This is a genomic window from Enterococcus sp. DIV1421a, assembly GCF_051711025.1.
In the GTDB taxonomy this organism is placed as follows: Bacteria; Bacillota; Bacilli; order Lactobacillales; family Enterococcaceae; genus Enterococcus_B; species Enterococcus_B hirae.
On sequence record NZ_JBIOLU010000001.1, the window covers coordinates 2068411 to 2083002 of the forward strand.

A 14592-nucleotide genomic window follows, 5' to 3' on the forward strand; every position below is an offset into this window, starting at 1 on the left:
TTAAACAGTGACTTGAGCTGTTTTATCAGCGGGCGTTTGATCGATTGCCACACGTTCCACATCTGCACCTAAGTTTTGCAATTTAATATGGAATTGATAATAACCACGATCTAAGTATTTAAGATTGCGAACGCGTGTTATGCCATTTGCTTTTAAACCAGCAAGTACTAATGCTGCAGCAGCTCGTAAATCTGTTGCATAAACTTCAGCACCTTGTAATTCATGATTCCCGTCCATAATCGCTACGTTTCCATCAATCTTCACATGGGCGTTCATACGGCGCATTTCTTCCAAATGTTGGAAGCGATTCTCAAAAACTGTTTCAGTCACCATGCTCGTTCCCTCAGCGACTAACTGAATAGCAGTCATTTGGGCTTGCATGTCTGTCGGAAAACCAGGATGAGGCATTGTTTTGACGTCAGTTGGTAAAATATGTTTTGGACCAACAACTCGAATGCCGCCTTCTTCTTCAGTGATCGTTGCACCCATTTCAATTAATTTAGAAATCAACGGACGATTATGTTCTGAGATTGCATCTGCGATCAAGACATTTCCTTCAGTCATCGCTGCTGCTACCATAAAGGTACCTGCTTCGATCCGGTCTTGAACAATTGCGTGTTTCACTGCATGCAGATGATCGACTCCTTCGATACGCATCGTTTCCGTACCAGCACCATAGATATTTGCGCCCATTTTATTTAAAATATTTGCAAGATCTACAATTTCAGGTTCTCGAGCGACGTTTTCGATGATCGTTGTTCCTTTAGCTTTTACTGCTGCCATCATGATATTTTGAGTGGCTCCAACACTTGGAAAATCTAAATAGATCGTGTTACCGATCAATTCATCCGCAATAGCTTCGATGTAGCCATTTTTTTGAATGATTTTCGCACCCAATGCTTGGAATCCTTTAAGATGTAAATCAATTGGACGTTTCCCAATCGCACATCCCCCTGGCATGGCAACTTTTGCATGACCATTTCTAGCAAGTAATGGTCCCATTACAACGATAGAAGCACGCATTTGACTCACATATTCATATGGCGCTTCGATTTCTAATTGTCTTGACGCATCAAGCGTTACTTGATTATTGTCTTCATCAAACACTACATCTACGTTTAAATGACGAATCACTTGATTCATAGTGAAGACGTCAGAAAGAATTGGAACGTTGTCTAAAACGGTTGTTCCTTCTTCAGCCAACAAACTAGCAGCTAAAATAGGTAGAACAGCATTTTTAGCTCCTTCGATTTTTACTGTTCCATTCAATTGTTTGCCACCTTTGACGATGATCTCTTCCATGTTGTTCCCCCCAAAAAATTCCAATGAGCTATAAAGACTCAAAATCTTTTCTATTATATCATTTCTTTTATTAAAATAGTACCTTTTTTTATAGTACCTTTTTTTTACTGCAGGCTAACGAAAAGATTTCGACACAATGCAATAATTTCTAAGAAGAAATTACTGGCAGTATATCCTAAAAAAATAGAGAAGAATACAATCGCCATTCGAATTTGCGTATCATGCATTTTTTTAAAAAACATCTCAATTCGCAGTGACCGCAACGACCAGAAAGCCAGATAAATAAAAGCTAAATGACTCACGATTCGAATAATTGCATCAATTCCGTATACTTGCATAGTGACGTCCCTTCAAAATTATACTTTTTTTAATAACTAACAAAATGATGATACCATAAATTGGAAAAATAGAGAAATTATTGGTTGTAAAAAGATGGAATTTGTTGGCTAAACGAGACGAGAATTTTCAAGAACTTTACATTCAAATGATGACTCTGTTTTAATACCTTATTTTTATAAACTATTTTAACAACTATTTCACATGCTTTTTTGATGAAAGTTGTTCCTTATTTGCTTATGTACTCATATCATTATAATAGAATTTACCATTGATAATTAAACGATTATTTAATATAAATATATGCCCTCTCTTATAGTGTAGGAACAAAAAATCCTTTGTTTAATTTCTTGATGATCGTACAATCAAGTCTATTTCTTTTTTTTGCCATCTTCTTTGCTTGTACTTTAAGGTCAGCTAAGTTATTTGTTATTGTTTCATTTAAATTCTTTTATCTACATATTCGTTGGTTGATTGTTTCTGGTTTCACTTGATTTTCTTTAAAGGATGGTTGTTCTGCTACTTTTAGCTCAAATAAATTATTTTTTATTTCACTTAGATACTTTTGTCTACATATTCGTTGGTTGATTGTTTCTGGTTTCACTTGATTCTCTTGAAAGGGTGGTTGTTCATTCAACGCTTGCCAACTTTTTGGTTTATAACTTTCCCATTCATTTGGAGATGTTTTCCAAGGTGCAGGCACTTCATATCCATCTTCAAAAAAATGTACTTTTCCTTCAAAATCTTTCCAATTGCGAAAGAGATAGCGAAGTTCTTTAGGAGTGAAAGCCTTTTTATCTTTTTTTTCTATAATACGTTTCATATCTAAATCATCAATACAATAATAAATGGTTACATTTTCATTATCTCTTGCACTGTCTAATCCAATTTTACAACCTCTAACAATCAGCTGTCCTGTATATTTGCGATTTTTCTCACATAAGTGTCCTATATTTTTTTTCGTAGCTTTATGTAGCCCAGGATTAAAATTGATTACTTTATTTTTTTCAGTATCTTGTGTGCGTTGAAAATAGTAAGACCATAAAGGCCACCAATCTTTAAATGGTGAAATATATTTTTTCCAATTTATTGAAAAATCTTTTAAGTATTCAAGATTCATCGGATTTTTTGGGTGATCATATGTAATAGATGAAAAATGATTATTGTACTCTCTGATATCACAGGGACCTTGTCCTTCAGTAACACTTGAATGGAATCCTTTTTTTCTAATTTTTTCAATCTGTTTCTGTAAGTTTTCCGCTTTTGGTGATAAGCCATAAAATAGAATTATTTCCTGTTTCATCGTTCATTTTCCTTCCCATAAGTTTATTTAATTTTAGTTTTCAAGGTAAATAATAGCAGCAATAATCGTCCTCCTTTGAACTTTTTTCTTTTGTCCTAGTCCGATTTAACAAAAAAAATAGTCATACTACGAAAATTAAAACACTCAACGTTCTTCCATAGCCGGAGATTGATTGTTTCTAATCGGTTGGTTTTTTAACTGAGTTCTCTGATCCATAATTGTCTTGTTTTTTTGTTCTGCTGTTTCAAACTCAGCTTTTCTAGCGATATTTAATTTTATTCGTTCCTTCAAATAAGCAATGTTTTGATCAGTACTAGGATTAAAAAATTGATTTGTTTGATCAGTAGGAATCGATTTATCTTGTATTATTGCATCATAAAATGGCTTTTGGATTTTCTCATTTAGTTGCGGGTGAAACATATAAATTGGTGGGAGATATTGCTGATAATTTAACTGTCCTATTCGCTTGATGACATCAATTTGGCTACATGGTATTTTCTTTAATATTTCATTTATGTTTATTACGCCGTGTTTATCTATCTGTTCTTTTAATTCAGTATCCAGCCTTGACAATTTATATTGCATTGGCATAGTCCATCCAGAATATGTCAAAAGAATCCTATCTATTGAAGTTTCCTTCTGAGAACCATTCAGATGAGATGCGTGTGCTTGTTCTAGGAGAACTTTTAAGTGATTCTTAGCTAAAATTGTAATATCATTGTTGTTCAATCGTACCATTTGTTTAATATTTTCAAATGATAAATTTTTCCTTCCGTGAAATACTTCCGTTAATAATTGCCGTGCTTTTTCTTCAGACTCTACTTTTATTTTATTATTCTCAGCAGTTACATCTATATTATTCTCAATTAAAATGTTTTTTACAGTTTGACAACTCATCTCATGTTTTTTAGCTAATCGCAAAAAAAATAGTTTATGTCTTTGCTCCAACAAACACTTCACTGATTCAACAAGCGCTTGTTCCTTCTTACTTTGAGTGCTTGTCTGCCCATTCTCCAATGGTTGTTGTGTTGAACAGCTGAACTCGCTATTCCTTTCTATTGGCACGTTTGTATCTTGTACAAATTCCTTAGTTTCATATAAAGACTCTTGGGCTTTGGTAGACAGCGTTGTTGATTGGGAAGTGTTTCTGATCCCCAACATTTCTTCTATTTCTAGTAACCGTTCGACATCTAATGAGTACTCCAAATGATTTTCCAGTTCGTTCTCTGGAGCAACTTTTTGTTTCTTATACGGGGGAACTTGTACTTTGTTATTCTGTTCTGACACTGCATGACTATCTTGGTTTTGTGTCATTTTCAGTTCATTTTCGTTAATAATGTTTTGCAACGTTCTCTTTCTTTGAATTGTTTCCGATCGCGAGTGTTGTTGCTCAGCAAGATTACCTGTGTTATTTTCCGATAGAGGTGGACCAAAATGATGTCTGTTAGATGGAAACTCCTCTTTTTCTTGTTTTTCTGATTCAAGGCTCTTCTTTAAAAGATAGTCCCTAAATTCTTGTAATTGTTTATGTAACGAAACTGTTTGATCATCCGTAAGATTGCCTACTATTTCTGAGTAAGATAGCGATTTTTGTTGCGTATGTGTTTCTTCTTTTGTGTCTTCTGTGGAAAACCGTTGAACCTTTTTCGGCATTATGATACCTCCTTTTTTACTGCAATTAGTTTACCATAGTATCATAATGATGAAAGTTCCATATTTTTATGTAACAAAGAAGTAATTGTTCTTTACTTTTTATGTTTAGAATATAACTACCAATAAAAAAAACGATAAAAAAATCCAAAATTCTAAGGAATCTCCTTAAGAATCTTGGATTTTTTAAGGCCTACTTGTTAGGTCCTCATTCGTTGCTTTTAAGAATGTTTTGAAACCTTGATTCGGTTGATCGCACGATGCAAAGCAACTGTCGCACGTTTCAATTCATTCGTATCTTCTTTTTCTTTTGCTTCTGCGATTTGTCGCTCAGCACGTTGTTTGGCTCTTTCTGCCCGAGAAACGTCAATATCTCTTTCACGTTCTGCACTATCGGCAACGATTGAAACAACATTGTCACGAACTTCCATGATTCCGCCATTGACAGCAATCCAATCGACGTGGGTATCAGAGTCTGTTCTCTTCACACGGACTTCATCAATTGTTAATGGAACAATGATCGGCGCATGTTTAGGTAAAATACCAAGTTCCCCCGCTGTAGTACGTGCTACTACGATCGCTGCATGGTGATCATAGACCAAACCGTCAGGAGTCACCACATTCACAGTTAAATATTGATCCATGGGGCACCCCTTTCTAGTAGCCTAGTTTTTTCGCTTTTTCTACGACGTCTTCTATTCTACCAACACTTCGGAATGCTTCTTCAGGAAGATCATCGTATTTACCTTCTAAGATTTCACGGAAACCTTTGACTGTTTCTTCAACTGGTACATAAGAACCAGGAAGACCTGTAAATTGTTCCGCTACGTTAAAGTTTTGTGACAAGAAGAATTGAACTCTACGTGCACGTGAAACTAAAACTTTTTCTTGATCAGATAATTCATCCATCCCTAAGATCGCAATGATATCTTGTAATTCACGGTAACGTTGTAAGACATGTTGGACTTCAGTCGCTACTTTATAATGTTCTTCACCAACGATTTCAGGTGCCAAAGCACTTGAAGATGAAGCCAATGGGTCCACGGCTGGATAGATCCCTTGTTCTGTCAATTTACGCTCTAAGTTTGTTGTAGCATCTAAGTGGGCAAATGCTGTTGCTGGCGCTGGGTCAGTATAGTCATCGGCTGGTACATAGATTGCTTGGATCGAAGTGATCGAACCTTTTTTCGTTGATGTGATACGTTCTTGTAATTGACCCATTTCAGTTGCTAACGTTGGTTGGTAACCAACGGCAGAAGGCATACGACCTAAAAGGGCAGATACTTCTGAACCAGCTTGAGTGAAACGGAAAATATTATCAATAAACAATAGCACGTCTTGACCTTCTACATCACGGAAGTATTCAGCGATCGTCAGACCAGTCAAAGCTACCCGCATCCGAGCACCTGGTGGTTCGTTCATTTGTCCGAACACCATCGCTGTTTTTTCGATAACGCCTGAATCTTTCATTTCATAGTAAAGGTCATTTCCTTCACGAGTACGTTCCCCAACACCGGTAAATACAGAAATACCACCATGTTCTTGGGCAATATTATGGATCAATTCTTGGATCAATACCGTTTTACCTACACCGGCACCACCGAATAATCCAACTTTCCCACCTTTTAAGTAAGGTGCTAACAAATCGATAACTTTGATCCCAGTTTCAAGGATCTCCGTACTAGTACTTAATTCATCAAAGCTTGGTGCTTTTTTATGAATCTCACTACGTTCTGCATCTTCTGGGAAAGATGATCCTAAATCGATCGTATCTCCTAAAACGTTGAATACACGTCCTAGTGTATCTTTCCCTACTGGAACAGAAATGGCTTTACCAGTATCGATAACTTCCATACCACGTTGTAAACCATCTGTTGATTCCATGGCAATGGTACGGATTACTCCGTCCCCTAATTCTAATGCTGTTTCAAGAACAACTTTTGATTTTTTCTCATCATTTTTATAAACAACTAATGCGTTGTTGATATCTGGTAAGGATTGGTCTAAAGAAAATTCCACGTCGACAACGGGACCGATTACTTGAACAATCTTGCCTGAACTCATCTTTTTTCCTCCAATCTCAATACTATTCTAGCGCCGAAGCTCCGGCAACAATTTCGGTAATTTCTTGGGTAATAGCCCCTTGTCTTGCACGGTTATAAGATACCGTCAAATCATCAATGATCGTTGCAGCATTATCCGTTGCTGTCTTCATGGCAGTCATGCCGGCAGCGTGTTCTGCTGTCTTCGCATCAACGATTGCACCATAGATTAAGCTTTCCGCATATTGAGGCAATAACTGCGCCAAGATTTCTTCTTTTGAAGGTTCAAAAATGTATTCTTGGTCAAAAGTAGTTGCTTCTTCTGGATCTAAATCTGAAATTGGCAGCATTTTTTCTACACGAAATTGGCTAGTTAGTGAATTGATATGATGATTGTAGCATACGTACAATTCATCAAATACTTCATTTTGATACATCGTTGTTGCCATACCTACGATTTTACGCACTTCATCAAAACTTGGTTGGTCCGATAAATTACGTAATTCGTAAGCCAAATTAATTCCTCTAGCTTTGAAGAAATCTGCACCTGTACCTCCGATTGCGATCATCACATAATCGTCAGGAGATTTATGGTCTTCTTCTAAAATAGACATTGTTTGCTTTAAAATCGAACTGTTATAGCCACCAACTAAACCACCATCAGCGGTAATCACGATGTACCCCGTTTTCTTTACCGGACGGCTGATTAACATACTATTGTAATTGATATCTCCACGAGGATTATCAGAAGCAATATCATTTAGTTGAGTAGCTGTCAAATGAGTGACGATTTCTCTGACTTTATTTGCATAAATCTGAAACTTCTGAGAAGAAGCTTCAGATTTTGTCAGTTTAGAAGCGGACACCATTTGCATTGCTCGAGTGATTTGACTCGTTTTCTTCGTTGAAGCAATCCGAGTCTTGATTTCATTTAATGAAGCGCCCATTCATCTCACCTCACTATGCATTTTGAATGGATTTCAATTTGTCTTCTGTTGAAGAAGTGTTTCCTTTTGTCGCTAAGAAAATATCTTTGTATTCTTGGATCGCTTGATTCAATCGTTCTTCTTCTGGAAGATCTTTCGTTGTACGGATCGTTTCAAAGATATCTGCATGATTCGTATCTAGATATTCAAATAATTCATGTTCAAAATCTAAAATGCTGTCAACTGGAATACTATCTAAGAATCCATGTGTCAAAGCATATAAGATAACTACTTGTTTTTCAACAGCTAGTGGTGCATGAAGTTTTTGTTTCAAGATCTCAACTGTACGACGTCCACGATTCAATTTCGCTTGAGTCGCAGCATCTAAATCAGAACCAAATTGGGTAAATGCTTCTAATTCACGGTAACTTGCTAAGTCAAGACGTAATGTTCCTGCCACTTTTTTCATTGCTTTGATTTGAGCAGAACCACCTACACGGGAAACGGATAACCCAGCATCAACCGCTGGACGAGTTCCGGCGTAGAACAAGTCACTTTCTAAGAAGATTTGTCCGTCAGTGATTGAAATAACGTTTGTTGGAATATAAGCAGAGATATCTCCAGCTTGTGTTTCAACAAATGGTAAAGCAGTCATTGAACCGCCACCTAAATCATCACTTAGTTTTGCCGCACGTTCTAATAAACGTGAGTGCAAGTAGAAAACATCCCCTGGATAAGCTTCACGACCTGGAGGACGGCGTAATAGCAATGAAAGTTCACGATAAGCAACAGCTTGTTTTGATAAGTCATCAAAGATAATCAATACATGTTTGCCGTTGTACATGAATTCTTCACCCATTGCAGTTCCTGCATAAGGCGCAATATAAAGTAATGGCGCAGGTTGTGATGCACCCGCATTGACTACGATCGTGTAATCCATTGCTCCATATTTTTTCAAAGTTTCTACTTGTGTACGCACAGTAGAGTCCTTTTGACCGATCGCCACATAGATACAGATCATATCTTGACCTTTTTGGTTAAGGATCGTATCGATTGCGATAGATGTTTTACCCGTTTTACGGTCACCAATAACTAATTCACGTTGGCCACGTCCGATTGGAACTAAAGCATCGATGGCTTTTAGACCTGTTTGCATTGGTTCATTGACAGATTTACGTTGCATAACGCCTGGTGCCATTGCTTCGACTGGACGAGCTTTATCTGTAACGATTTCTCCTAACCCATCGATTGGTTGACCTAGCGGATTAACGACACGTCCGATCAAGGCGTCCCCAACTGGAACTTCCATGATTTTACCTGTTCGTTTTACTTTGTCTCCTTCACGAATGGATTCGAAATCACCAAGGATAATGATACCTACATCATTTGATTCTAAGTTTTGCGCCATTCCGTATGAGCCGTTTGAAAATTCAAGCAACTCACCACTCATCGCATTTTCTAAACCGTGTGCACGAGCAATCCCGTCACCGACATAAGTCACGGTACCGATTTCTTCGACTGAAAGCACGTTTTGATAATTTTCAATTTGTTCTTTGATCAAGGCACTAATTTCTTCTGCTTTGATAGCCATTCGATTCACCTACCTCTTTGTACTATCTATTTAATTGATTACGCATTTTTTCTAATTGCGTGCGAATGCTTCCGTCGATCACTCGATGGTTGGCTTCAACAATTGCCCCACCAATAATAGAAGAATCAACGATTTGCTTCAATTCAACTGTTTGATAGTCCATTGTTTTTGCAACATTCATTTCTAGTTTTTGTAATTGTTCATCAGAAAGTGGTACTGCTGTTTTTACACTACCTAAAAGTAGTCCTTTGTAATCGTTGTAACGGTGTTCGTATTCATCGATCATAAACGATAATTCAGACATCCGATTATAACTATAGACCACTTCTAAAAAGTTTTTCACGATACCGTCAAACCCACTGACAAGTTTATCCATAATGATTCGTTTTTCGTGAGGTTCTAAGCGGACGTCACTAAGTACGTTGCCTAATCCAGGTACTTCACTATAGATTTGGCGTAAGCTTAGTAATTCTTGGTAAATTTCTTCTGCGCTATTTGAATCGATCGCCAGTTCAAATAGTGCTTTACCGTAGCGTCTGCCGACAGTATATTTATCTAGTTTCATTTGAAGAACCTAGACCTTCGATATATTGATTGATTAAAGATTCATGCATTTCTGGAGACAATTCTTTGTTCAAGATTTTAGCCGCGATTTGAAGAGAAAGATCTGCTACATCATCTTTTACAGAGTTTAAAGCTGTATCACGTTCTAACATGATATCAGTTTGCGCTTTGCTTTTTAGACGTGCAACTTCTTCTTGCGTTTCCTTCAAAATATTTTGACGGCTTAATTCTCCACTTTCTTTCGCATTTTTAATGATATCAGCTGCATCAGAGCGAGACGCTAACAATTGTTGTTCGCGTTCTTGTTCCATTTTTGCTGAATTGATGCGAGATTTTTCGGCAGAATCTAAATCATTGGCGATCTTATCTTCACGTTTTTTCAAAATATCGCTGATTGGTCCCCAAGCAAAATGTTTCAATAGAAACATTAGTATCAAAAATGAGCCGCTGACAACGATGATATTACCTAACATCGGATTACCAACTTCTGCAATTGCCAATTGATTCAGCATAGGCTAGCCTTCCTTTCTTTAAGGTGTATCTCATGGATGATGAAGGAATCCTGACTTCAATGATTGAAACAGCCTCCTCAACGCCTTTTGTTCTAGTATTATGATGAAACAACTCAATTATTTTGAAAATAATCAGGTTGTTTTTTTTCAGTTTTTGACAATTAAAAGAGGATTAGTGACAGTAGTCCTATCCTCAAACAGTTAATTGATTAAACAGCAAAGACTAGAATCAAGGCAATAACCACACCTAGAATAGGAACAGCTTCAACTAAGGCTACCCCGATGAACATTGTTGTACGTAATTGACCAGACATTTCAGGTTGGCGTGCCATTGATTCGATTGTTTTAGAGATTACTTGACCATTACCATAACCAGCTCCGATAGCTGCTCCCATGATTGCGATTGCTGCTGCGATATAATTCATAATTTATTTCCTCCTAAATATAGATAAATAGTAGTTTGTTAAAAACGATGTTACTCTTCTACTTCAATCTTATGGCTCATATATACCATCGATAAAGTGACAAAGACAAATGCTTGGATGCTTCCGATAAACAATGAGAATGCGATCCAGACCATCTCTAAAGGAATTGCTAACGGTAATGAGAACCAACCTAAATTATTCATCATATTGGCAATCAAGGTAAGTAAAACTTCCCCCGCGTAGATATTCCCGTAAAGACGCAAAGCAAGTGTTAATAGGTTCGTAAATTCTTCGATCAGCTTCATTGGAAACATGAAACTATATGGTTTCAAGAACGAATTTACAAAATACCCTTTAAATCCAAGCTTTTTCACCCCGAATAAATGAGTAAGTGTGATCATTATAAATGCCAAAGTTAAAGTAACAAACGGGTCTGCTGTCGGACTTTTCCAAAGTGTTGTTTCGCTAGGTAAGACGATTTTCGTTATTAAACCTATATTATTTGCCACGAAGACAAATAAGAACAATGTAAAAGCCAACAAATGAAAATTATTCAATTCTTTTCTAGGCAGATTATCTGTTACGATCCCTCGGGTAAAGTCAATGACCCATTCCAGCGCATTTTGTTTCCCCGTTGGTTTCATCTTAAGATTTCTTGTAAAGAAGTAAACTAAGAAGAAGACAATCAAACAGGTCAATAACACCATCATACAAACAGTACCATCAAACCAAACCGGTCCAATATGGAACGTTAGCGAGCGTTCATCCAATCCATTTCACCTCTTTTCCCTGAATTTCACATAAAATCAAATTCATGTGTACATCTGGTTTTTCTAAATCGTTTTCTAACCAAACGGTATCATACCACCATGAAACAGAAAATTCAAAACATTTTCATGAAAATCAGACAATTTTTTATTTCAGTCAAAAAAGTTTGCTTTTTCCAAAAAATCATCGTGGCGTTTTACAAGAAAAAACCTGTGATATCATGCTTTATCAGATTAAATGCTAACAAATTTTATCATTAAGTAAACCTAAAAGCACCGAATATGCGAAAAAGGATAATGAAATTATCTAGAGAAATTTTTTAATGTTCGATCAATTTGACGATCTACATCTTTTCGTTTTAGATCTTCTCGCTTGTCATAAGATTTCTTCCCTTTCGCAAGACCAATCAAAACTTTGGCATACCCATCACGAATATATACTTTTAAGGGTACGATCGTGACCCCGGTATTTTTTGTTTCAGTCTCTAGCCGTGAAATCTGTTTTTTGTGTAATAGTAACTTTCTTGTTCGTAACGGATCATGGTTAAAAATATTGCCTTGTTCATAGGGACTGATATGAACATTATGCAAAAATGCTTCACCGTTTCGAATACGGACAAATCCATCTTTCAAATTGATCCGGCTGTTTCGGATCGATTTGATTTCTGTTCCTTGCAGCACCATTCCTGCTTCCATCGTATCGATAATCGAATAATCATGGCGAGCCTTTTTATTTTGGGCGATTAACTTTCCGTCGCCTTTTGGCATATGACATTCCTCCAAACTGGTATTCATAGTGGTTATTGGTTATTTTTTCTTTTTCTTCTTAATTCCTTTATAAAAAGGTTTTTTCCCTTTTTTATTAGATGGTCCTTTTCCTTTTTTCCGCTCATTTGAATAGGAATTTTTCTTTCCATTCCGTTCAGTATGAGATTTTGATGAACGCTTTTGATGACGATTAGAAGGACGATTTTTGTTTGACGTTTTTGGACGTTCTAATGGAACGATTTCTTCTGCATCAATCAATTCAAAGTCGATTGCACGTTCTTCCGGATCTGCTTTGATGACTTTTACCCGCACTTTTTGACCGATTTTAAAAGTTAACCCTGTTCGTTCGCCTACTAATGCTAAATGATTCTCAATAAAGTGGAAATAGTCTTGTTTCAACTCATTGATATGGATCAACCCTTCAATCGTATTGGGTAATTCGATAAACAACCCAAATTTAACAACTGAACTGATGATCCCTTCAAATTCCTCTCCTACTTTATCCATCATGTATTCAGCTTTCTTCATTGCATCTACTTCACGCTCTGCCTCGACTGCACGACGTTCCATCTTCGAACTATGCTCCGCAATTTCGGGTAGTTCATTTTCCCAATAAGTTTGATTTGCTTCACTTGGGTCTTGTCCATACGAGCGAATTAAGCGATGGACGATCAAATCTGGATAACGTCTGATAGGCGAAGTGAAATGCGTATAATATTCCGCAGCTAATCCATAGTGCCCAAAATTATCTTCTGAATAACGTGCTTGTTGCATACTTCTCAACAGCATCGTATTGATAACAGCTGATTCCGGCTTGTCTTCAACGTTTTCAATGACTTTTTGAAGATCTTTAGGTGTGATCGTTCCTTTTGTTCCACGAACGACGATTCCTAGTGCAGAAGCAAAATCAAAGAAACGTTGCATCTTTTCTTCTTTAGGTTGCTCGTGAATCCGATAAATGAATGGAAAGTTGCGTTTATTAAAATGTTCCGCCACCGTTTCATTTGCCGCCAACATGAAAGATTCGATCAACCGTTCGCCTACGCCACGGCTTCGCAATAAGATATCAGTTGGTTGTCCATCTGGTTCTACGAGTATTTTTGCTTCACGGTCTTCAAAAGAAATCGCTCCTCGACGAATCCGCATTTCTTCTAAAATCTGATGTAGCTCTTGCATCTCTTGAAACATCGGCACTAATTGCTTATACCGTTCCATTACCTGCTCATCTTGTTCTTCTAAAATCTGATTGACCGCTGTATAGGTCATTCGTTCCGTCGTTTGGATGACACTTGGGAAAATATCATGAGATACCACCTGACCATTTGGATCAATCTCCATCTCACAACTCATTGTTAGTCTTGGTACGTGAGGATTCAATGAACAAATCCCGTTTGATAATCTTTGTGGGATCATTGGAATGACACGGTCGGTTAAATACACACTCGTTCCTCGTTCGTAAGCTTCACGATCTAACTGGCTTCCTTCGGTCACATAATTGGAAACATCTGCAATGTGTACACCTAAGAAATAATTACCGTTGGCCAATTTTTTCACAGTAACAGCATCATCCAAATCTTTGGCATCTTCTCCGTCAATCGTCACGATCAATTGTTCACGTAAGTCTCTCCGGCCAACTATGTCTTTTTCATTGATCGTATCTGGCACTTGATCAGCTTCTGCCAAGACATCATCTGGAAATTTTGTCGGAATCCCGTTTGAGACAACAATCGATAGGATATCCATTCCAGGATCATTTTTATGGCCGATGACTTGTTTGACAATACCTTCTAAACTGGTCGCATAGTTTTTCTCAGGATAATGGGTCAGCTCAACCATTACGATACTCCCATCAACTGGTCGAATCCCTTCAGCTGCTGCATAAACTTTAAACTGATTCAATTTTTTGTCTTTTGGGATAACCACCCCATAAAGATCCGTTTCACTTATCTCTTCCTCTGTGTAAGCCACGAATTCTCCAGCTAACTGCGTAGTTGCTCGTTTGCGGATCTCAACTACTTTACCTTCTGCTCCACGATCCATCGCAGTATCGGCCGTTTTTATGATATCGATCGCTACCGTATCGCCATCCATGGCATACCCAGTTGCTTCTTTAGGAATATAGATATCATCTTCTTCTGGATCAATCGTCACAAAGCCGAATCCTCTTTCATTGGCCCGAAACGTTCCTTCGATCAATACTGGTTTTAATGGTAGCTTCACTTTTCCTTTTTTGGTAAAGACCACACTTTGTTCTCGTTCCATTTGAGCGATCGTCTGAACGAGTAGCTTGAAATCTTCACTTTTTTGCAAGCCCAATCCTTGGGCGATTTCTTCCATTGAAAAGCTTTTTTTGCGCTCGCTCTCAATAAAAAAAATAATTTTTTCTTTCAATGTTTCTTTTGTCAT

At 37.3% G+C, this 14592-nt stretch carries 14 protein-coding genes; all 14 read right to left on the reverse strand.

What is annotated here, in order from left to right:
• Positions 1–1302, reverse strand: coding sequence for a UDP-N-acetylglucosamine 1-carboxyvinyltransferase (murA, locus tag IGK21_RS09355; RefSeq protein ID WP_010718587.1), 1302 nt, complete (start codon positions 1300–1302; stop codon positions 1–3).
• Between the two features lie 104 nt (positions 1303–1406).
• Entirely contained in the window at positions 1407–1640 is a 234-nt protein-coding gene (locus IGK21_RS09360; RefSeq protein ID WP_010718588.1) for a DUF1146 family protein, read from the reverse strand.
• A 449-nt stretch (positions 1641–2089) separates the two neighbouring features.
• The gene (locus tag IGK21_RS09365; RefSeq protein WP_232622379.1) at positions 2090–2941 is read right to left on the reverse strand and encodes a hypothetical protein; all 852 of its coding nucleotides are present in this window, start codon (positions 2939–2941) and stop codon (positions 2090–2092) included.
• Positions 2942–3085: 144 nt separating this feature from the next.
• Positions 3086–4594: a hypothetical protein gene (locus IGK21_RS09370; RefSeq protein ID WP_232622380.1), complete on the reverse strand. Its 1509-nt coding sequence runs from the start codon at positions 4592–4594 to the stop codon at positions 3086–3088.
• 218 nt (positions 4595–4812) lie between these two features.
• Positions 4813–5235 carry a F0F1 ATP synthase subunit epsilon gene (locus IGK21_RS09375; RefSeq protein WP_010718593.1) on the reverse strand — a complete coding sequence of 141 codons (423 nt, stop codon included), beginning with the start codon at positions 5233–5235 and terminating at the stop codon, positions 4813–4815.
• Positions 5236–5248: 13 nt separating this feature from the next.
• A complete protein-coding gene (gene atpD / locus IGK21_RS09380) occupies positions 5249–6655 on the reverse strand; it encodes a F0F1 ATP synthase subunit beta (RefSeq protein WP_010718594.1) in 1407 nt (468 codons plus the stop codon).
• A gap of 22 nt (positions 6656–6677) precedes the next feature.
• Positions 6678–7580: a F0F1 ATP synthase subunit gamma gene (locus IGK21_RS09385; protein WP_010737986.1), complete on the reverse strand. Its 903-nt coding sequence runs from the start codon at positions 7578–7580 to the stop codon at positions 6678–6680.
• Between the two features lie 13 nt (positions 7581–7593).
• A complete protein-coding gene (atpA, locus tag IGK21_RS09390) occupies positions 7594–9150 on the reverse strand; it encodes a F0F1 ATP synthase subunit alpha (protein ID WP_010718596.1) in 1557 nt (518 codons plus the stop codon).
• A 22-nt stretch (positions 9151–9172) separates the two neighbouring features.
• Entirely contained in the window at positions 9173–9715 is a 543-nt protein-coding gene (gene atpH / locus IGK21_RS09395) for an ATP synthase F1 subunit delta (RefSeq protein ID WP_034699144.1), read from the reverse strand.
• The gene (gene atpF, locus IGK21_RS09400) at positions 9702–10226 is read right to left on the reverse strand and encodes a F0F1 ATP synthase subunit B (RefSeq protein WP_010718598.1); all 525 of its coding nucleotides are present in this window, start codon (positions 10224–10226) and stop codon (positions 9702–9704) included. Before atpF ends, atpH begins: the two co-directional genes overlap by 14 nt.
• Before the next feature lie 209 nt (positions 10227–10435).
• The gene (gene atpE / locus IGK21_RS09405; protein WP_010718599.1) at positions 10436–10651 is read right to left on the reverse strand and encodes an ATP synthase F0 subunit C; all 216 of its coding nucleotides are present in this window, start codon (positions 10649–10651) and stop codon (positions 10436–10438) included.
• A 50-nt stretch (positions 10652–10701) separates the two neighbouring features.
• Positions 10702–11421 carry a F0F1 ATP synthase subunit A gene (gene atpB, locus IGK21_RS09410; RefSeq protein WP_010718600.1) on the reverse strand — a complete coding sequence of 240 codons (720 nt, stop codon included), beginning with the start codon at positions 11419–11421 and terminating at the stop codon, positions 10702–10704.
• A gap of 300 nt (positions 11422–11721) precedes the next feature.
• A complete protein-coding gene (smpB, locus tag IGK21_RS09415) occupies positions 11722–12186 on the reverse strand; it encodes an SsrA-binding protein SmpB (protein ID WP_010718601.1) in 465 nt (154 codons plus the stop codon).
• A 39-nt stretch (positions 12187–12225) separates the two neighbouring features.
• Positions 12226–14592 (reverse strand): ribonuclease R, encoded by a 2367-nt coding sequence (gene rnr, locus IGK21_RS09420; protein WP_252703164.1) that lies wholly within the window; start codon positions 14590–14592, stop codon positions 12226–12228.

Bases quoted from the DNA above. Each gene is read 5' to 3' on its own strand.
- atpD (WP_010718594.1), bottom strand. From the start codon at position 6,655: ATGAGTTCAGGCAAGATTGTTCAAGTAATCGGTCCCGTTGTCGACGTG.
- rnr (WP_252703164.1), bottom strand. From the start codon at position 14,592: ATGACAAAAGAAACATTGAAAGAAAAAATTATTTTTTTTATTGAGAGC.
- IGK21_RS09365 (WP_232622379.1), bottom strand. From the start codon at position 2,941: ATGAAACAGGAAATAATTCTATTTTATGGCTTATCACCAAAAGCGGAA.
- murA (WP_010718587.1), bottom strand. From the start codon at position 1,302: ATGGAAGAGATCATCGTCAAAGGTGGCAAACAATTGAATGGAACAGTA.
- IGK21_RS09370 (WP_232622380.1), bottom strand. From the start codon at position 4,594: ATGCCGAAAAAGGTTCAACGGTTTTCCACAGAAGACACAAAAGAAGAA.
- atpH (WP_034699144.1), bottom strand. From the start codon at position 9,715: ATGAAACTAGATAAATATACTGTCGGCAGACGCTACGGTAAAGCACTA.
- atpE (WP_010718599.1), bottom strand. From the start codon at position 10,651: ATGAATTATATCGCAGCAGCAATCGCAATCATGGGAGCAGCTATCGGA.
- atpF (WP_010718598.1), bottom strand. From the start codon at position 10,226: ATGCTGAATCAATTGGCAATTGCAGAAGTTGGTAATCCGATGTTAGGT.
- IGK21_RS09360 (WP_010718588.1), bottom strand. From the start codon at position 1,640: ATGCAAGTATACGGAATTGATGCAATTATTCGAATCGTGAGTCATTTA.
- smpB (WP_010718601.1), bottom strand. From the start codon at position 12,186: ATGCCAAAAGGCGACGGAAAGTTAATCGCCCAAAATAAAAAGGCTCGC.
- atpA (WP_010718596.1), bottom strand. From the start codon at position 9,150: ATGGCTATCAAAGCAGAAGAAATTAGTGCCTTGATCAAAGAACAAATT.
- IGK21_RS09385 (WP_010737986.1), bottom strand. From the start codon at position 7,580: ATGGGCGCTTCATTAAATGAAATCAAGACTCGGATTGCTTCAACGAAG.
- IGK21_RS09375 (WP_010718593.1), bottom strand. From the start codon at position 5,235: ATGGATCAATATTTAACTGTGAATGTGGTGACTCCTGACGGTTTGGTC.